Source organism: Pseudomonas sp. G11-1 (assembly GCF_024031555.1).
GTDB lineage: Bacteria > Pseudomonadota > Gammaproteobacteria > Pseudomonadales > Pseudomonadaceae > Halopseudomonas > Halopseudomonas bauzanensis.
This window is the reverse complement of record NZ_QEYQ01000003.1, coordinates 405,282-422,956: the sequence shown is the minus strand read 5'-3', so window position 1 is coordinate 422,956 and position 17,675 is coordinate 405,282. Positions and strand designations below refer to the sequence as shown.

Below are 17,675 nucleotides of genomic sequence, written 5' to 3'. Positions count from 1 at the left end.
AGTCATTGTTGCGATCAACAAGGACGAGGAAGCGCCGATCTTCCAGGTCGCGGACTACGGTCTGGTTGCTGACCTGTTTGAAGCGGTGCCGGAGATGGCCAGCAAGGTGTAAACCTGCGGCAAGCTAAGCAGTAGACAACAAGCCCCCGGCTCGGAAGAGCTGGGGGTTTTGTTTTTTGACCACCGCCCCATTCCTGATCCTGATCAATGTCCCACCCAAGCCATGAGGATATCCTTCCCGCCCCTCTTGTCTTGTAAACAGGATCATCCCATGCCCCACGCCCCTGAACTGCTGGCCCCGGCCGGCACCCTCAAGGCCATGCGTTACGCCTTCGCCTATGGCGCCGATGCGGTCTATGCCGGTCAGCCGCGTTACAGCCTGCGCGTACGTGAAAACGATTTCCACAACCCGGCCGTGCTCGCCGAGGCGATTGCCGAGGCGCATGCCCAGGGCAAGAAATTCTATCTGGCGAGCAATATCGCCGCGCACAACAGCAAGGTGGCCACCTATGTCCGGGATCTGCAAGAGATCATCGCCATGGGCCCGGATGCGCTGATCATGTCCGATCCCGGGCTGATCATGCTGGTGCGTGAACGCTGGCCGCAGATGCCGGTGCACCTGTCGGTGCAGGCCAATGCCACCAACTGGGCGACGGTGAAGTTCTGGCAGCAGCAGGGGCTGGAGCGGGTGATTCTGTCCCGCGAGCTGTCACTGGATGAGCTGGAGCAGATCCGTCAGCACTGTTCGGACATGGAGCTGGAGGTATTCGTGCACGGTGCGCTGTGCATCGCCTATTCCGGGCGCTGCCTGCTATCCGGCTATTTCAATCACCGCGATGCCAACCAGGGCGCCTGTACCAATGCCTGCCGCTGGAAATACGACCTGCAGCCAGCGCAGGAAACGGCCGAGGGCAATGTCGAGGCTGTCGCTCCGGCCAGGGAGCCACAGGAGGTGCAGCCGCAGCCGGTGTATCTGCTCAACCAGAGCGACAAGCCGGACGAACAGATGGCCATCGAGGAGGATGAGCACGGCACCTACATCATGAATTCCAAAGACCTGCGCGCGGTGCAGCATGTGCAGCGCTTCGTCGATATGGGGATGCACTCGCTGAAGATCGAAGGCCGTACCAAGTCGCACTTCTATGTTGCGCGTACCGTGCAGACCTATCGCCAGGCAATCGATGATGCGGTGGCAGGTCGCCCCTTCGACATGGCGCTGATGGATGATCTGGAAAGCCTGGCCAACCGTGGCTACACCGAAGGTTTCTATCGCCGCCACCCACCGGGGGTGTACCAGAACTACGAGCAGGGCAACTCGCGCATGTCGCGCCATCAGTTTGTCGGCGAAGTGCTGGAAGATCTGGGCGAATGGCTGAGCATCGAGGTGAAAAACCGCTTTGCCGTCGGCGACCGCCTGGAACTAATGACGCCTTCGGGTAATCATAGCTTCACTTTGAATTCGCTGCTGGATCGACGCGGGGAACCAGCGGACGTGGCGCCGGGTACCGGGCATATCGTACGCATTCCGAAACCACTCGGGCTGGATGTGAGTATGGCGTTGCTGCTCCGCTATCTACCGGAGCAATAACGGCTAAGCAAGACACTCGCGCTGGCGTTCCGATCATGGTTTACTGGCGCGCTCCACTGAACCCCACTCTTCCTATCAGGAGCGCGTATCCGCTATGGATTGGTTGCAAGTTGTCGTTCTCGCCCTGCTCCAGGGTCTCACTGAGTTTCTACCTGTATCCAGCTCTGCCCACCTGATCCTGGTCCCGGTCCTTACCGGCTGGCCGGATCAGGGGCTGGCGTTCGACGTGGCATTGCACTTCGGCAGCCTGTTTGCGGTGCTGCTGTATTTTCGCCGCGACCTGATCGGCATGACTACCAGTTGGACGCAGTCGCTGGTGACTCGCAAGCCCAATGACGATGCGCGCCTGGCCTGGGGGGTGCTGTTTGCCACTATTCCAGTGGGGCTCGCTGGGCTGGCGTTCAAAGATGACATTGAGCTATACCTGCGCTCTCCTTTCTATCTGGCTTTGGGGCTGGTTTTCTTCGGCCTGCTGCTGGGCTGGGCCGACTGGCGTTTTCGGGGCAGCCGCACCGAGAGTCAGATGACCTGGAAGGATGTGCTGATCATTGGCTGCGCCCAGGCGCTGGCACTGTTTCCCGGCACCTCGCGGGCCGGCATCACCATTACCGCAGCATTGATGATGGGGTTGAACCGGGAAGCAGCCTCGCGCTTCTCCTTCCTGCTGTCGATCCCCGTGATCCTGCTGGCCTGCCTGCTCAAGACCAAGGATCTGGTCGAAGCCCAGGTGCCGGTGGAATGGGGGGCCATGGCCCTGGGCGTCCTGGTCTCGGCGATCAGCGCTTTCCTCTGTATCCACTACTTCCTGGTATTCATCAAGCGCATCGGCATGCAGCCGTTCGTGATCTACCGGCTGATCCTGGGTGCAGCGTTGTTGGTGGTGTTCTACTGACCTGGACGGGTCGAGCTCCTGGGAACGTCGAGCCCACGGGCCGCGATCGGACTCGATGAAAGGAGCCAGCCGGCACGCACAAAACCGCCCGCCAGCACCATGGACGAGCTGGTGCTCGTCCCTCCCAGGGTTGTGGAGTGTCCGACATAAGGGGCTGCAGGCAGCCCCTCAGAGTTACCTCAGAAGCTGAAATCCAGCTTCGCCCACAGCGTCCGACCCGGCTCGTTGATCCGGGTATCGGCCGGGAAGCCGAAACTGCCGTTGCCAGCCAGATTGAGATGTTCGGCGTAAGCCTTGTCCAGCAGGTTATCTACCCCGACACTGCCCGTTATTTCAGCACTGAAGCGATAGGCCGCGTTGATCGACAACACGCCGAAACCGGACGAATCACCAAAGTCGCGACTGGTGACGTTACCCTTGCCATCAGCAGTGCGGCTCTGCGCCGCCACCACCCGCCACAGGGCACCAGCACTCCAGTTGTCCCGGGCATAGGTCAGATTGACGCGTGCATCCAGTGGCGGCATCTGCGGCAGGGCTTCGCCGTCGCTGCGATTGCGCCCCCAGGCCCAGGCCAGGCTGGTTTCCGCTTGCCAGTTATCCGTTATATCCAGCGCAACACCCGTTTCGGCACCCATGATCTGGGCATCGATATTTTCCGCGTTACTGCCCATGCCGGTGTAATCAAACAGGATAAAGTCATCAACCACCCCGGCATAACCGGAGATCCAGGCCTCCATCCCCTCGCGCTTGTACTGCAGTCCGACATCCAGCTGCGTGGTGCGCTCGGGATCAATACCGTCAAAGGCGTTGACCGCACCAAGCGATTGGTTGGGCGAGAACAGCTCCCAATAATCCGGGAAGCGCTGCACATGGCCAATGCCCACATAGGCGGTGGCCGGCAGGCTGGACAGATCCTGCTCCAGGCGCAGGAAAGCACTGGGCAAAGTTTCCCGGCGGGTATCGCCGGCAGTAGGGTTGGGCATGGCGTGCCCGCCGCCGTGCATGCCACCGCTGACAGTGGCCCGGGAGTCCTCGACGTGATGCTGATCCAACCGCATACCGCCGATCAGCCGCTGATCATCCTGCCGGGACCAGGTCAGCTCGGAGAACAGGCCAATCTGGCTGAAGCTGGCGTCCTTGACCCAGGGCTGCTGACGATAGGTGTCGATGCCCATGCCGTTGCGGGTGCGATGGGTGTTGCGCTGGGCGTCGGCACCGGCCAGCAACTCCAGTTCATCCCAGACCCAGGTCGAGGCCAGCCGCATGCCCAGGGTGCGGCGGTCGACATTGGACGCCATCGGGTGCGGCATCATCATCCCCGAGGGCACCCGCAGACTGTAGTTGTCCATTACATGGTCGGCATAGTTGTAATACACCCGCGCTTCCAGCTCCTGCAGCGCACCGCCGTGGAATTGCCTTTCGAAGCGCAGGCCCAGACTTTCCCGCTCGAACTGCGAGCCATCCATGCCGCGCCCAGCGTAGCGCGCCTCGCCATCACCGGCACCAACGCTCAGCTCCAGCAGGGTATCGTCATCCGGTGTCCAGCCCAGGGCCAGGTCGGTGTTCCATTTGTTCCAGCGCGACGGCACACGATCGCCATTGCCGTCCTTGTAATCCCCGGACCGGGAACGGTTACCGCTCAGCCGCAGATAGCCGTCGCGGCTGCCGATGGCACCGTCCACTTGCATATCGCGGCGGGTATTGGAGCCGCCTACCACGGTGGCATCCAGCCGGCTGCCCGGTTCATCGAAGCTTTCCGGCAGGCGATCAAACAGAATGGTGCCGGCTGACGCGCCCGGTCCCCAGGCCACGGTCTGTGGTCCCTTGATCACGGTCAGCTGATCGAAGTTCTGCGGCGCGATGTAGGAAGACGGGGCGTCCATGCGCGAAGGGCAGGCACCGAGCATCTCGCCGCCGTTGGTCAGCAGCTTCAGCCGCGATCCGAACATGCCACGCAATACCGGATCACTGTTGCTGCCACCGCTGCGGACGGCCGAGAAACCGGGAATGGTCTTCAGGTAGTCGGCGCCGTCGCTCGCCGGGATCGGCTGACGCGCTTCCTTGGGGTTGGTGATGATGGTCAGTGGTGAATCCTGCTGCACGGCGGTGATCACCCGAGGCGGCAGCGACAGGTGCTCCAGTGAGTGCGCGTGATGATGTTCGTCGGCCAGGGCGCCACCGGCGAGCAGTACGAGTAGCGCCGCATGGGCGGCCTGCCAATGCAGGCGCGCGGGTTGCACGGCAAAGATTCCGGGCAGACGCGCACGCGCCTGCCGGTCACACATATTTCGGGACATGGCAATTTCCACTTCAATATTCAACAGCGCCGCGACAGCGCGCGGCAACGGCGTTCAGCTGTGAAAATAGCCAGGTGGGGCCCGGGCATGACTGCCACCATGTCGCAGCATCGGCAACAACGGGGCGGTAGGCAGTGACGCAAACCGCTCCGGTTCATGCCGGGGCAGAACAAGGTCGACGGACAGGCTCAGCGGCGGGTTGAGGGTCAGCAGCTCGCAGTAGCCACACAGCTCCAGAGCGGCTAGCCAGGCTGGCTCGCCGGGACTCTGCCGGTGGTGGCCATGGCCGCCGGCATCCGGCTCGCCATGGCCCGCATGAACATGCTGCTCCTGCGGCGCCACGCTGGCCTGGGCCATTTGCAGCGCGGAATACAGCGGGCCGACATGAATCATCAGCATGGCAAACAGGCCAAGCCAGATACAGGATGTCGTCAGCCGTTTGCGCACCAGCAGCAGTTCCTTTCTCGTCAATGAAAGCCCGGTGAGTCTGCGTTCGAGATAATCAGCCGAGCGGCGGTCATGCGTGACCGGGCCATGCCAGTGTAGATGAATCCGTAAGTCCATTCCTTGGGCGCGGTCAATTTTTCCGGATTGTTTGATCTGCATCAGTTGCTGGTAAGAAGCCCCAGGCTAATCTGGCCCCATGCCATCATAACAACATCAAACGAGTCCCCATGTCTGCCCTCGTTGACCTGTTCTGCCAGCGACTCAGCTCCCTTCTTCCTGCCGAGCTGGAGCCCCATGAGCGCGTGAAACTACTGACGCCGCTCCGCCACCCGCTGCTGGTCAGCCGCCAGCGGGCGCACCTGATCGTGGACCGGGTACGCCTGTTCGCGTTGTTGTTCGCGCTGCTCACACCGCTATGGGGCATCGTCGATGTGCTCGCCTTCCCCAATCCCCTGTGGGCCCAATTGTTGGCGTTGCGATTGCTGGTGTGCGTGGCGTTCTTCTGCCTGCTGCTGTTCTACCGTGAGCGGGGCCGGATGGCCGATGCCTATCTGGCCATGTTCATCCTGTTCGCCATTCCGACGCTGTTCTATATCAGCTCACACACCTTGCTGGCGCACTACCAACTGGTGGACATGCCCGCGGCGGTCGCCGCCGGTTACGCCTTTCTGCCCTTTGTGCTGATGGCTGGTCTGGCGCTGTTCCCACTGACGTTGCTGGAGAACCTGCTGGTCGCCATGGTGCTGTTACTGGCCCAGGGCATCGCCGGTTATCTGAATTGGTCAACCTTGAACTGGCCCTCCTTCGTCGGCGCTTTCTGGCTGCTGATCCTGATTGCCGGTGTCACCGGGCTGGCCTGCATGAGCCAGCTGGCGTTCATGATGGCGCTGCTGCGCCAGGCAATCCGGGATGACCTGACCGGGGTGTTCAGCCGTGGCAGTGGGGAGGAAATCCTGCAGATGCAGTGGCACACCAGCCAGCGCAACAACAGCGCCCTGTCCCTGGCATTCATCGACCTGGACCGCTTCAAGGAGATCAACGACCTTTTCGGTCATGCCATGGGCGATCAGGCGTTACGCAGCGCCAGCCAGCACATCCAGAACTGCATGCGCAGCTCAGACAGCCTGGTGCGCTGGGGCGGCGAGGAGTTTCTGCTGATCATGCCCGATACCGATATGACCCGTGCCCGCCAGGCCATGGAGCGACTACGCAGCAGCGGGCTGGGCCAGCGACCGGACGGCCTGCCGCTGACCGCCAGTATCGGTCTGGCCGAGCGCTATTTCGACCACATCGACCTGCCCCAGCAGTTGCTGGAGCTGGCCGACCAGCGCATGTATCACGCCAAGGCGTCCGGGCGCGATCGCATCCATGCGCTCTGACGAGGCGGTCATTCGGCCGCCTGCAGATCCTCCACCAGCGCCTTGAGAAAACGCGCCGCTTCGCCACCGGTAACCGCGCGATGATCCACCGTCAGTGATACCGGCAGGATCGGGTGCACCGCCACCTGCCCCTGATGTGCCACGGCCTGCTCCCTGATCACCCCGGCACCGATGATCGCCACCTGCGGCGGCATGATCACCGGGCTGGCATAACGGCCGAACAGGGTGCCGTAGTTGGACAGGGTGATGGTCGCGCCCATCAGTTCGCGCGGCGGAATCGAGCGGTTCAGCACGTCCGCGCGCAGCCGCGCCAACCCCTGACGCAAGTCCTCCGCGTCACGGTTGCCAACATCACGCAACACCGGCACGAACAGCCCGTCGGGGGTATCCACCGCCACACCGAGGTCGATGTGCTGATGACGGGTAATGCTCAGACGTGCGCCGTCAAAGCCGACGTTCAGCGCCGGCTCTGCCTGGCAGGCACGGGCAATGGCTCGTGCCAGGCGCACCATCGGGTCACGCGCGCCAGCGTCCCATTGATGCAGATCGGCATCCTCAACGATGGTGACCGGGACCACTTCGGCATGGGCGCGGGACATGTTCTTGGCCATGGTCCGGCGCACGCTGCGTAGCGCTTCACCCGCTGTGGGCTGGGTGTCGGCGGCCTGCACATCGGCCACCGTGACCAACCCGCCAGGCCCGCTGCCTTCGAGCTGGCCCAGCTCCACACCGAGGCGCCTGGCCAGCTCGCGGGCCGCCGGCATTACCGGCAACGGGCGAGCATCGCGGCTGGAGGGCGCAGCGCCGATGATGAAATCATCCGCCGCCAGATCGCTGGTACCGCTGGCATGGCCCAGGTTACCGACCACGGTACCGCTGTCCTCGCCCTCGCCTTCGAATTCCACCAACGGCTCGCCCACATGCAGCAGATCACCCGACGCACCGAAACAACGGCTGATCACCCCGGCCTGGGGCGATGGCACCTCGACGATGGCCTTGGCGGTTTCCACCGAGACCAGCAGTTGATCCACCGCCACCTCATCCCCGGCCTTGACGTGCCATTCGACAATTTCCGCCTCCTGCAGGCCCTCACCCAGATCCGGCAATTTGAACTGTTTCATTGATCATTCCCCCGCATGGTCTGACGGCCGGCCTCACAGATACTGTCCACATCCGGCAGGTAGGCCATTTCCTGCCGGGCATAGGGAATCACGCAATCGAACCCGGTGACACGCTGCACCGGCGCATGCAGGCTGTAGAACAGTTGCTCCTGCACCAGCGCGGCGATTTCCGCGCCGGGCCCGTAACTGCGCGCCGCCTCATGCACGATGATGCAGCGCCCGGTCTTGCCGACCGAGGCGAGGATGGTGTCGCCGTCCAATGGTTTGAGCGTGGCCACGTCGATCACTTCGCAATCGATGCCCTCCTCGGCCAGCCGACTGGCCGCTTCCAGGGTTTCCTTCAGCGCTGCGCCCCAGCTGACCAGGGTCAGATCCTTGCCCTCGCGCAGGGTAAAGCAGGTATCCAGCGGCAACGCCTGGCCATCGTCCTCCACCACTTGCTGCACCGAGCGGTACAGCCGCGACGGCTCAAGAAAGATCACCGGGTCCGGATCGGCAATGGCAGCCAGCAGCAGACCATAGGCCCGCCGTGGCGATGAGGGCACCACTACGCGCAAGCCGGGAACGTGCGCCAGCAGCGCTTCGGTACTTTCACCGTGATGTTCCGGTGCATGGATACCGCCGCCGTGGGGCGTGCGCATGACCATCGGGCAACTCAACCGGCCGCGGGTGCGGCTGCGCAGGCGGCTGGCGTGGGAAACCAGATGTTCCATGCCTGCGTAGATGAAACCCATGAACTGGATTTCCGCCACGGGTTTGAGCCCCTGTGCGGCCATGCCCACGGCAATGCCGGTGATCAGCGTTTCGGCCAGCGGCGTATCCATCACCCGGCGAAAGCCGAAGCGCTCATGCAGACCGACCGTGGCGCGGAACACACCGCCATTGGGGCCGACATCCTCCCCCAGCACCACCACATCCGGATCGTCAGCCATGGCCCGGTGCAGCGCCAGGTTGATCGCCTCCACCATGCAGACAGGTTTGCGTTCAGTCATGGGCCGACCCTCCCAGGGCAGCTGCCCGAATCAGCAATTCATCGCGCTGTTGCCGGTAGCGCTCCGGCAACTCGGCAAACAGGTGGTCAAAGGCGGCGCCCGGATCAGCCTCAGGCAAACTGCGGAATGCCTCCACGGCGGCATTGATCCGCTCGCCGAGGTCCCGCTGCAGTTGCTGCTCCTTCTCCTCGTCCCACAGCCCCTGGCCATGCAGAAAGCGCTGCAGGCGACCGATCGGCTCGTGCTTCCAGGCCTCGCTCAGCTCATCGGCGTCGCGGTAGCGGCTGGCATCATCCGAGGTGGTGTGGTCGCCCAGCCGGTAGGTTACGCACTCCACCAGCGTCGGCCCCTTGCCCGCCCGGGCGCGCTCGATGGCGATACTGATGCGGTCATACACTGCCAGCACATCATTGCCATCCACCTGCTCACCGGGAATGCCCGCCGCCAATGCCTTGTGCGCCAGCGTCGGCGCAGCGGACTGCAGGCTGCGCGGCACCGAGATCGCCCACTGGTTGTTGTTCACCACGAACACCACGGGCAACTGCCAGACACCGGCCAGGTTCAGGCTTTCCAGAAAATCGCCCTTGCTGGTCGCACCATCGCCGCAGGTGGTCACCGCCACCCGTGGTTGCTGGCGGATACGGAAGGCCGAGGCCACCCCGCAGGCATGGCAGGCCTGAGTCGCAATGGGTACACAGATGGGGAAGTCTTCCAGCGCCCCGGGTGCGGTCCAGGCGCTGCCGCGCTCATCACCGCCCCAGTACGCCAGGATGTCCTGCATCGCGACCCCACGCTGCAGCTGCGTGGCGGTGTCGCGGTAATAGGGAATCAGCACATCGGCCTCGGTCATCGCCCGCCCCAGCGCAGTGCCAATGGCTTCCTGGCCGAGGGTCGAGGCATAGGTGCCGATCTGGCCAGTGCGCTGCAGAGCGACGCATTTCTGATCGAAGGCACGGACCAGGGTCATCTGACGATGAAAGTCGAGCAGCAGTTGGGGATCATCGACCCAGCCGGGTAGTTCACCTGATGGCTGGCCGTGATCATCAAGATAACGGGTATAGGAAATGGGTACGGATAAGGGCATGGCTATCCTCCTGACCATTGTGGACGGCCGGCTTGTGACCGGTCTCCCCGCTACCGCCCGGATAGGGCGGCGACGCTGACGGCGCGGATGCGCTCGTCAGCAGTATAGGTCAGGTTTCGCAGCGGCAAGGTTGCCTCAACGCGGCTCGCTGTTCCCGGCCGCGGTTTGGCGCAGGGCCCTGCGGTTGCGCTGCACGTGGCGCAGCCCCTCGAACACCAGCACGCCCACGGCTATCCAGATTGCGCCATAGGTGAGCCATTCATTCGGTGCAATGCTCTCGCCCAGCAACAGTGCCACCAGTACCAGCAACACCGGCTCGACGTAGCCAAGCAGGCCGAACAGGGTAAAGGTCAGCAGCCGGCTGGCGAGAATGTAGGTCACCAGCGCCAGGGCGCTGAAGGCGCCGAGCAAGCCTACCAGCGGATACAGCCGAGGAAACTCGCTGAACAGCGAGGGCGCCGTTCCACCGGCCCAGGCGAACCAGCCGGCGACCGGCAGCAGCAACAGCATGTCGAACCAGAAACCGCCGAGGTTATCGGTGCCCGTCAGCCGGCGCAGCACGAAGTAGGCCGGGTAGCCCAGGGCCACCAGCAGCGTCTCCCAGGCAATGTTACCGGCCTGCAGCAATGCATGGCCGACACCCAGTACGGCGAAGACGATGGCCAGTTTCTGCAGGCGCGAGGGATGCTCGCGGAAGACCAGATACCCCGCCAGCACCATGCTCAGTGGTAGCAGGAAATACCCCAGCGATACTTCCAGCGCCCGACCATTGACCGGAGCCCACATGAATATCCACAGCTGGAGGCCAACCAGCAGGGCGCTCAGCAGTTGCACCAGAATCAGCACCGGGCGCCGCCATATCCGCCTCGCCAACTCCCGCGCCAGCGGCCAGTAACCGGCCAGCAACATGAACAGGGTGACGAAGGGAAAGGTCAGCAGCATCCGCCAGCCGAAGATCTGCTCGCCATCGAGGGGCATCAACAGGGTGGAGAAGTAATACAGCCCCCCGAATAGCACCGATGCCGACACCGACAGGATTACCCCGATAGACATGTCACCTCCCGGCATATGAGAAAAAAGTGTTGCCCCAGCCCTGCGGGCGGACACAATGCACGCCGGCAAGGCAATTGTCGATCCCTGCCTCTGCTGTCATTCTGACGCTCTTGGACAATGAGTGAGACTGTCGTGCCTGAGTCTGTTGCCGTCAAGGTGGGTATCATCGGTCTGCCGGATGCTTCCCTCTGCAAAATACTGGAAAAGCAGCTGGAGCTGGTGCCGCAGCTCCAGTTGCAAGCGTGCCTGTCGGCAATCAACGGGCTCATCGTGTCGCCGGACAACCACACCAGTGATGGGATCGACGCCACTACATTGGCCTTGGCGCGGCCCGACCTGCCCATCGAAACAGCCGGCGCATTGGCCGATCCGGCGCAGCTGGTGCATTTTCTCATGCGGGTCCACGCCCATGCGGCGTGGCAGGCATTGCACGCCGCGGGGCTGTCGCGCAGCGCACTGGTGGATTTCCACTCCCGCTACAAATACCAGCTCATGGCCTGTTCGCCCCGCGCCTACCGCGCACTCGGTCGCCAGCTCGGTCAGAGCGCAGACCAGCCGCTGCAGCCCTTTGCCAATGACTATTTCCACGCACTGATGGAAGCGTTGCGCACGCCGCCAACGCCGGGGCTGCATTGCAATGTGCTGATGCACCTGAGCGGCTATTTCACCCGTCAGCTGGACGGCACCCAACGGCAGCGGTTGGCACGCAGCATCCTGGCGTATCGTCACGGAGCCGCTTCTCTGACTGAACCTCTGGGATTGCTCCGACAGCATCTGCGCGAACATCCCAACCCGTATCTGTCCCGGCAGGTCTATCTGCAGCCCTATCTCGATGACCTTTGAACAAAGAGCCCTTCACGTAACGGAATCTCCCATGCAACTGATCTGGTTTCGCAATGACCTGCGGGTGCACGACAACACCGCCCTGACCGCTGCACTGGAACAAGGGCCGACCATCGCCCTGTTCCTGCTCAGCCCCGCCCAGTGGCAGGCCCATGATGACGCGCCAGCCAAGGTCGACTTTCGGCTGCGCAACCTGCAGGCGCTGGCCGCCGAACTCCAGCAACTGAAGGTTCCGCTGTTGATCCGTACCGCAGACCACTGGGCGTCGGCGCCGGAGGTGCTGGCCCAACTCTGTGGCCAATACCGTATCGAGCAGGTACACGCCAATGAGGAGTATGGCGTCGATGAAGCCGCGCGGGATGAGGCCGTGGCCAGGCGGCTGGCCGAACAGGGGACCGGGTTTCGAGCCTGTCTTGATCAACTGCTGTTTCGCCCGGGCACTCTGCTGACGCGCTCGGGTGGCTATTTCAAGGTCTTCAGCCAGTTCCGCAAGGCCTGCCTGCAGCAGCTGCGGCTGGCGCCGCCCCGCTGCCTGCCCCGGCCGCAATCCCAACCCGCCCTGACTATCGACAGCGACCCACTACCCACCAGCGTGGCCGGCTATGCTCTTGCGGACGAATCATTGCGCGCCCTGTGGCCCGCAGGCGAAGCGGTAGCGCGGCAGCGCCTTGAGCTGTTTGCCGAGGATCATCTGCACGATTATGCCGAGCGCCGCGACCTCCCGGCCGAGCCCGGTACCAGCCAGCTCTCGCCTTATCTGACCACCGGGGTGCTCTCGCCGCGCCAATGTCTGCATGCCGCGCTGATGTCCAATCAGGGTGAGTTCGACAGCGGCAACGTCGGCGTGACCACCTGGGTCGATGAGCTGCTGTGGCGGGAGTTTTACAAGCACATTCTGGTCGGCTTCCCGCGGGTATCCCGTCATCGAGCGTTCCGTCCGCATACCGAAGCCGTGCCCTGGCGCGATGCACCGGATGAGTTGATGGCGTGGCAGCAGGGGCGCACCGGTTTTCCGTTGATCGACGCAGCCATGCGCCAACTGCTGGCTACCGGCTGGATGCACAATCGTCTGCGCATGGTGGTGGCCATGTTCCTGAGCAAGAATCTGTTGATCGACTGGCGCGAAGGCGAGCGCTATTTCATGCGGCACCTGATCGATGGCGATCTGGCGGCGAACAATGGCGGTTGGCAATGGAGCGCCTCCACCGGAACCGACGCGGTGCCCTGGTTTCGCCTGTTCAATCCGATCACTCAATCCCAGCGCTTCGACCCACAGGGACGCTTTATAAAGTACTGGCTACCGGAGTTGCGCGAGCTGGATCGGCGTGACATTCATGACCCGTCGCCCTTCTCCCGGAGGATGTGCGACTACCCTGCTCCGATCATCGATCTGGCGGACAGCCGAGCACGGGCCTTGGCGGCGTTCAGGAATCTGCCACCAGCGGGTTCTGGTCTGAATTGAGAGGTGGGGTGTGGCGCGGTACAAAGGCGAATTGGTCTCTGTACCGCGCCAGAAGGGCACAGCTGCTTAGAAAATATTCATCGGGAAGTCGACGAAGATGCGCACTTCGTTGCCATCGCTGTTGTAGTTGCTGGCATTGTTGGATACACGCAGATTAGAGCTGCGCAGGCGCACGCTCAGATCCTTGGCTGCACCATTCTGCACTACATACTTCAGCTGGTTGAAGAATTCGCGCTCGGTGCCATCACCACGGCCAGTGCCGTCGTCGATGTCGGTACCGCGGATATAAGCCACGTTGTAGCTCAGACCCGGAATACCGTATTCGGCGAAGTCCAGACCATAACCAACCTGCCAGGAGCGCTCGTCCTTGGCGTTAAAGTCAGACCAGAAAGAGTTGGCCACCCAGATGGTGGTGCCGCCATCACCCACAGCCTCTTGATTCTGGTAGAAGCCATAGTTGTAACCGGTGTCACCGCTGCTGCGCTGATAAGCCAGAGTAAAGTCATGCGAACCGGTGGCGTAGTTGGCGGACAGGCTCCACAGGTTGTTGCGATCACCCGCGCCATCCCACTCCTTGTCCTGCTTGGTGCGGTAGCCGCTGAAGCCCAGAGTCAGGGTATCGCCGCCGTTCAGGGGACGGATGTAGTTCAGGTTGGCGTACTGACGCTTGAGCACGTCTTCAACATCCGAGGCATAGAGAGCAGCATGGATATTGTCGTTGAACTGGTAGCTACCACCCAACACCTCGATGGAATTCAGACCGCCGCTGTCACGACCTGCATCGCTTTTGCGATGTTGAGCATGGAAACGACCAGCATGTACGGTCAGGCCATCAATCTCGTTGGAGGTAATCATGGTACCGGTATAGGCTTCCGGCAACAGGCGGCTGTCGTCATGGCTCAGCACCGGCAATACCGGGCGCTGGTCACCATAGGCCAGCACGGTCTTGGAGAAACGCGCCTTGACCGCAGCACCGGCATGGGCCATGTCACGCTCAACATCACCATTGTTGTCGATCATGAAGAAATCGATACCGCCGGCGCCAGCACGGCCATTGCCGCTATCCAGACGCAGCCCGTACATACCAAAGGCGTCCACACCAAAACCCACAGCGCCCTGGGTAAAGCCAGAGTTGAAGGTCAATACTGCGCCCTGGCCCCATTCGACCTTATCTTGTACGCCATGCTTGTAGTCACGGTTCATATAAGCGTTGCGCAAGAACAGATCAAGACTGCTGTCTTCAACAAAACCATTGGAGTCCGCCTGGCTGGCAGCCAGTACGGGGGCGGAGGTCATCAGAGCCAGTGCGATGGCGCTCAGTTTGTATTTAGTCATTTGGATGCCATAGATGCTGTTGTATTTAGTGTTGGACCCATCACCGGCCGATGACCGTTGTAACGGGATGGTCACGCATTATCCATATTCTGGAACGTTTTCCTAGCGCGACGAAAAGCCACATTCATGACCAGGTGAGGCGTTGGGGCTAACTGTCCGGCGACCTTCAGTACCCAGGCGGCAGCAGTGGTAACCAGAGCGCCAACGCTACCAGCGTGGCCAGCAGCACTGGCGGCGTGATCAACAGGCCGATTTTCATGTACTGGCCCCAGCCGATCCGGTAACCCTTGCCTGCCAGCACATGCAGCCATAACAGCGTCGCCAGGCTGCCTATCGGGGTGAATTTCGGCCCCAGATCATTGCCGATGACGTTGGCATAGATCATCAGCTCCCGGGTGGCTGCCGGTACCTGGGCCTGGTCGATGGCCAACGCACCGATCAGGGTCGACGGCATGTTGTTCATGAGCGATGCAACCAACGCCGAGAGAAAGCCGGTGCCGACGGTAGCGGTGAACTGGCCCTGTTGTGCCAGCCATTCCAGCGCCCGGGCCCCGTAGCTCGTCAGCCCGGCGTTGCCCAGGCCGTAGACCACCAGATACATACCGATCGAAAACAGCACTATCTGCCAGGGCGCCCCCCGCAAGGCGGCTGTTACCGGCACCACCGCGCCGCGCCCGAGCCGCCACCAGCGCCCAGCGATGGCCATCAGCAGCACTGCCGCGGTGCCAGTAACCAGGGAGATGGGTACTCCCAGCGGCGCGGTGATGAAGTAGGCGAGCAACAGCAGCGCCAGCAGCGGGAAGGTGGCGCGGAATATCAGCGGGTCTCTGATCGCCGAGCGCGGCGGGTCGAGTTCGGCAATCGAGTAGCGCTGCGGAATCCGCCGGCCGAAAGCGAACCAGAGCACGACCAGGGTCGCTGCCAGCGAGACCAGGTTGACCGGCACCATGACGGCGGCATAGCGGTCGAAGCCGATATCGAAATAGTTGGCGCTGACGATATTCACCAGGTTGGAGATGACCAGTGGCAGACTGGCGGTGTCCGCCACGAAGCCGGTGGCGATGATGAACGCCAGGGCCGCCGGCGGTGAAAAATTCAGCCGCAACAGAATGGCAACCACGATGGGGGTCAGCAGCAGCGCCGCGCCATCATTGGCAAAGAACGCCGCCATGACCGCACCCAGCACCACGATCAGCGGAAACAGCAGATGACCGCGACCATTGCCCCAGCGAGCCACATGCAACGCCGCCCAGGTAAAGAAGCCCGCCTCATCCAGAATCAGCGAGATGATGATCAGCGCGACAAAGGTGAAGGTCGCGTCCCAGACGATGTCCCATACCACGCCGAGATCCGACCAGTGCACCACGCCGGCTACCAAGGCTACCAGCGCACCGGCCAGGGCGCTCCAACCAATACCCAGCCCCTTGGGCTGCCAGATCACCAGGATCAGGGTGACGACGAAGATAGCGAATGCCAGCATTGAATCGGTCTGCTCAGAGGGTGTTCTGGTTAACGCGTCGGGATACTGCTTCGGCGCTTTCGACACGCTCCGAATAGCGGTCGGTAAGGTAACTGGAGCGCCCGCGCATCAGCCAGGTGAACTTCACCAGTTCCTCACAGACATCGACGACACGCATATAGAGTGGCGACGGCTTCATGCGTCCGGCTGCATCGAATTCGGTAAACGCCTTCGGTACGGAGGACTGGTTGGGGATGGTGACCATCCGCATCCATCTGCCGAGAATCCGCAGCTGATTGACTGCGTTGAAGCTCTGGCTCCCGCCAGACACTTCCATGATGGCCAGCGTCTTTCCCTGGGTGGGCCGAACACCACCCAGCGCCAGGGGAATCCAGTCGATCTGCGCCTTCATGATGCCGGTCATCGCGCCATGCCGCTCCGGACTCACCCAGAGCATGCCTTCGGACCACTCCGCCAGATCGCGCAGCTCCCTGACCTTGGGATGATCCGCCTCGGCATCATCAGGCAGGGGCAGGCCGGACGGATTGAACGTGCGCACGTCACAGCCATACCAACGCAACAATCTGGCCGCTTCCTCGGAGAGCAGACGCGAGAAGGAAACCGCGCGCAGCGAGCCATAGAGAATGAGGATTCTGGGGGGATGCCGGGGCGCATCCGGGCCGACCAGGGCGCCGACATCTATCGGCTGCAGCTGCTCCGGATCGATATTGGGCAGGTCAGCGGCGACTGACTCGCTCATTGCGCGCCTCCGGCGTAGCGAATGATTTCACCATCTTCCTTGGTGAAGAGCGCTACCGGGTTGGCCAGCAGGTCAAGTACCCGCTCCGATGGGCGGCACAGACGCGCGCCCCGGTCGGTGACGACGATGGGACGATTGATCAGGATCGGATGCTCCATCATGGCATCGACCAGTTGGTCGTCAGTCAGGGCGGGGTCGCCAAGATTCAGCTCGTCATAAGGCGTCCCCTTGTGGCGCAGCAGCTCGCGCGGCGTGATGCCCATCATGGAGATCAGCTCGATCAGGCGTTGCCGTGACGGTGGCGTGACCAGGTATTCAATCACCTCCGGCGTCTCGCCGGATGCTTCAAGCATCGCCAGCGTATTACGCGATGTCCCACAGTTGGGGTTGTGGTAGATCAACGGTTTCATGAAGTCTTTCTCTCTGCATTGATGGTGGAACAGGCGCCTGGCAGCGTCAGCGATGGCTCGCAGATCTCCGGGTGACCGCCGCAGCAATCGCGCACCAGAAACCGGAGCACGTCCTGCATGTGAGCAAGATCCGCGCGATAGATGATCGAGCGGCTCTGTCGACGCGAGGAAACCCAACCCGCACGCGCCAGCACCGCAAGATGTGCCGACATGGTGTTGTGCGGCACCGCCAGCTGGCGGGCGATTTCACCCGCCGCAAGCCCCTCTGGCTCATGGCGTACGAGCAGCCGGAATGCCTCCAGGCGTGTTTCCTGGGAGAGCGCGGCGAAACTGTCAATGGCACTTTTTATTTCCATGCGTCTAAACATATAGACATATTAAAGCCTCGTCAACGAATTGCAGCGCAGCGGCGCCTCCCGCCGAGAGCGGGCACGGAAAAATCCCGTAGCAATTGCCCTTCACCACCTTCTTCCAATCGACCTGCGGTCATGTCAGTTTGAATCAGCTCATTCATACTCAGGCGATGGGAAACCTGCTCCCCTTCGTCTTCCAA

The 17,675-nt window shown here is 62.3% G+C and carries 16 protein-coding genes and 1 pseudogene; 6 read left to right on the top strand and 11 right to left on the bottom strand.

What is annotated here, in order from left to right; genetic code table 11:
• The 3 genes and pseudogenes from DHB74_RS12240 to DHB74_RS12230 form a co-directional block, all read left to right on the top strand.
• A pseudogene (locus tag DHB74_RS12240) lies at positions 1 to 112 on the top strand (electron transfer flavoprotein subunit alpha/FixB family protein); the annotation flags it as partial.
• A 159-nt stretch (positions 113 to 271) separates the two neighbouring features.
• Positions 272 to 1,588 carry a prephenate-dependent tRNA uridine(34) hydroxylase TrhP gene (trhP, locus tag DHB74_RS12235; RefSeq protein WP_136868652.1) on the top strand — a complete coding sequence of 439 codons (1,317 nt, stop codon included), beginning with the start codon at positions 272 to 274 and terminating at the stop codon, positions 1,586 to 1,588.
• Positions 1,589 to 1,682: 94 nt separating this feature from the next.
• Entirely contained in the window at positions 1,683 to 2,480 is a 798-nt protein-coding gene (locus tag DHB74_RS12230) for an undecaprenyl-diphosphate phosphatase (protein ID WP_074778807.1), read from the top strand.
• A gap of 179 nt (positions 2,481 to 2,659) precedes the next feature.
• Here DHB74_RS12230 and DHB74_RS12225 read toward each other — a convergent pair whose 3' ends face one another.
• The gene (locus tag DHB74_RS12225; protein ID WP_499161588.1) at positions 2,660 to 4,777 is read right to left on the bottom strand and encodes a TonB-dependent copper receptor; all 2,118 of its coding nucleotides are present in this window, start codon (positions 4,775 to 4,777) and stop codon (positions 2,660 to 2,662) included.
• A 54-nt stretch (positions 4,778 to 4,831) separates the two neighbouring features.
• Positions 4,832 to 5,227: a DUF2946 domain-containing protein gene (locus DHB74_RS12220; RefSeq protein ID WP_280165699.1), complete on the bottom strand. Its 396-nt coding sequence runs from the start codon at positions 5,225 to 5,227 to the stop codon at positions 4,832 to 4,834.
• Positions 5,228 to 5,451: 224 nt separating this feature from the next.
• Here DHB74_RS12220 and DHB74_RS12215 point away from each other — a divergent pair, with 224 nt between their 5' ends.
• Positions 5,452 to 6,603, top strand: coding sequence for a GGDEF domain-containing protein (locus DHB74_RS12215; protein WP_499161587.1), 1,152 nt, complete (start codon positions 5,452 to 5,454; stop codon positions 6,601 to 6,603).
• Positions 6,604 to 6,611: 8 nt separating this feature from the next.
• Here the strand turns inward: DHB74_RS12215 and DHB74_RS12210 are convergent, their stop codons facing one another.
• From DHB74_RS12210 to rarD, 4 genes are all read right to left on the bottom strand, one after another.
• Positions 6,612 to 7,724, bottom strand: a complete 1,113-nt coding sequence (locus DHB74_RS12210; RefSeq protein WP_074778809.1) for a dihydrolipoamide acetyltransferase family protein — start codon at positions 7,722 to 7,724, stop codon at positions 6,612 to 6,614.
• Positions 7,721 to 8,716, bottom strand: coding sequence for an alpha-ketoacid dehydrogenase subunit beta (locus DHB74_RS12205; protein ID WP_074778811.1), 996 nt, complete (start codon positions 8,714 to 8,716; stop codon positions 7,721 to 7,723). The genes DHB74_RS12210 and DHB74_RS12205 overlap by 4 nt, the downstream gene beginning before the upstream one ends.
• The gene (pdhA, locus tag DHB74_RS12200; RefSeq protein WP_074778814.1) at positions 8,709 to 9,800 is read right to left on the bottom strand and encodes a pyruvate dehydrogenase (acetyl-transferring) E1 component subunit alpha; all 1,092 of its coding nucleotides are present in this window, start codon (positions 9,798 to 9,800) and stop codon (positions 8,709 to 8,711) included. Before pdhA ends, DHB74_RS12205 begins: the two co-directional genes overlap by 8 nt.
• 135 nt (positions 9,801 to 9,935) lie before the next feature.
• Positions 9,936 to 10,853, bottom strand: coding sequence for an EamA family transporter RarD (gene rarD, locus DHB74_RS12195; protein ID WP_074778816.1), 918 nt, complete (start codon positions 10,851 to 10,853; stop codon positions 9,936 to 9,938).
• Positions 10,854 to 10,985: 132 nt separating this feature from the next.
• Here rarD and DHB74_RS12190 point away from each other — a divergent pair, with 132 nt between their 5' ends.
• Positions 10,986 to 11,696: a YbgA family protein gene (locus tag DHB74_RS12190; protein WP_074778818.1), complete on the top strand. Its 711-nt coding sequence runs from the start codon at positions 10,986 to 10,988 to the stop codon at positions 11,694 to 11,696.
• Between the two features lie 31 nt (positions 11,697 to 11,727).
• A complete protein-coding gene (phrB, locus tag DHB74_RS12185) occupies positions 11,728 to 13,158 on the top strand; it encodes a deoxyribodipyrimidine photo-lyase (RefSeq protein ID WP_499161586.1) in 1,431 nt (476 codons plus the stop codon).
• Positions 13,159 to 13,224: 66 nt separating this feature from the next.
• Here the strand turns inward: phrB and DHB74_RS12180 are convergent, their stop codons facing one another.
• The 5 genes from DHB74_RS12180 to DHB74_RS12160 form a co-directional block, all read right to left on the bottom strand.
• Complete coding sequence (locus tag DHB74_RS12180; protein ID WP_499161585.1) at positions 13,225 to 14,493, bottom strand: OprD family porin; 1,269 nt, start codon at positions 14,491 to 14,493, stop codon at positions 13,225 to 13,227.
• Positions 14,494 to 14,659: 166 nt separating this feature from the next.
• The gene (locus tag DHB74_RS12175; protein WP_499161584.1) at positions 14,660 to 15,973 is read right to left on the bottom strand and encodes an arsenic transporter; all 1,314 of its coding nucleotides are present in this window, start codon (positions 15,971 to 15,973) and stop codon (positions 14,660 to 14,662) included.
• Positions 15,974 to 15,986: 13 nt separating this feature from the next.
• Entirely contained in the window at positions 15,987 to 16,712 is a 726-nt protein-coding gene (gene arsH, locus DHB74_RS12170; RefSeq protein WP_499161583.1) for an arsenical resistance protein ArsH, read from the bottom strand.
• Positions 16,709 to 17,122 carry an arsenate reductase (glutaredoxin) gene (arsC, locus tag DHB74_RS12165; RefSeq protein WP_280164891.1) on the bottom strand — a complete coding sequence of 138 codons (414 nt, stop codon included), beginning with the start codon at positions 17,120 to 17,122 and terminating at the stop codon, positions 16,709 to 16,711. Before arsC ends, arsH begins: the two co-directional genes overlap by 4 nt.
• On the bottom strand, positions 17,119 to 17,478 hold the full coding sequence (locus tag DHB74_RS12160) for an ArsR/SmtB family transcription factor (protein ID WP_499161582.1): 360 nt from the start codon (positions 17,476 to 17,478) through the stop codon (positions 17,119 to 17,121). Before DHB74_RS12160 ends, arsC begins: the two co-directional genes overlap by 4 nt.
• Between the last annotated feature and the right edge of the window lie 197 nt (positions 17,479 to 17,675).

What these genes read in the sequence shown, in the direction of transcription:
- phrB (WP_499161586.1), top strand. Translation starts at nt 11,728, where the DNA reads ATGCAACTGATCTGGTTTCGCAATGACCTGCGGGTGCACGACAACACC.
- DHB74_RS12215 (WP_499161587.1), top strand. Translation starts at nt 5,452, where the DNA reads ATGTCTGCCCTCGTTGACCTGTTCTGCCAGCGACTCAGCTCCCTTCTT.
- DHB74_RS12175 (WP_499161584.1), bottom strand. Translation starts at nt 15,973, where the DNA reads ATGCTGGCATTCGCTATCTTCGTCGTCACCCTGATCCTGGTGATCTGG.
- rarD (WP_074778816.1), bottom strand. Translation starts at nt 10,853, where the DNA reads ATGTCTATCGGGGTAATCCTGTCGGTGTCGGCATCGGTGCTATTCGGG.
- DHB74_RS12210 (WP_074778809.1), bottom strand. Translation starts at nt 7,724, where the DNA reads ATGAAACAGTTCAAATTGCCGGATCTGGGTGAGGGCCTGCAGGAGGCG.
- DHB74_RS12225 (WP_499161588.1), bottom strand. Translation starts at nt 4,777, where the DNA reads ATGTCCCGAAATATGTGTGACCGGCAGGCGCGTGCGCGTCTGCCCGGA.
- arsC (WP_280164891.1), bottom strand. Translation starts at nt 17,122, where the DNA reads ATGAAACCGTTGATCTACCACAACCCCAACTGTGGGACATCGCGTAAT.
- DHB74_RS12160 (WP_499161582.1), bottom strand. Translation starts at nt 17,478, where the DNA reads ATGGAAATAAAAAGTGCCATTGACAGTTTCGCCGCGCTCTCCCAGGAA.
- pdhA (WP_074778814.1), bottom strand. Translation starts at nt 9,800, where the DNA reads ATGCCCTTATCCGTACCCATTTCCTATACCCGTTATCTTGATGATCAC.
- DHB74_RS12180 (WP_499161585.1), bottom strand. Translation starts at nt 14,493, where the DNA reads ATGACTAAATACAAACTGAGCGCCATCGCACTGGCTCTGATGACCTCC.
- trhP (WP_136868652.1), top strand. Translation starts at nt 272, where the DNA reads ATGCCCCACGCCCCTGAACTGCTGGCCCCGGCCGGCACCCTCAAGGCC.
- DHB74_RS12205 (WP_074778811.1), bottom strand. Translation starts at nt 8,716, where the DNA reads ATGACTGAACGCAAACCTGTCTGCATGGTGGAGGCGATCAACCTGGCG.
- DHB74_RS12230 (WP_074778807.1), top strand. Translation starts at nt 1,683, where the DNA reads ATGGATTGGTTGCAAGTTGTCGTTCTCGCCCTGCTCCAGGGTCTCACT.
- arsH (WP_499161583.1), bottom strand. Translation starts at nt 16,712, where the DNA reads ATGAGCGAGTCAGTCGCCGCTGACCTGCCCAATATCGATCCGGAGCAG.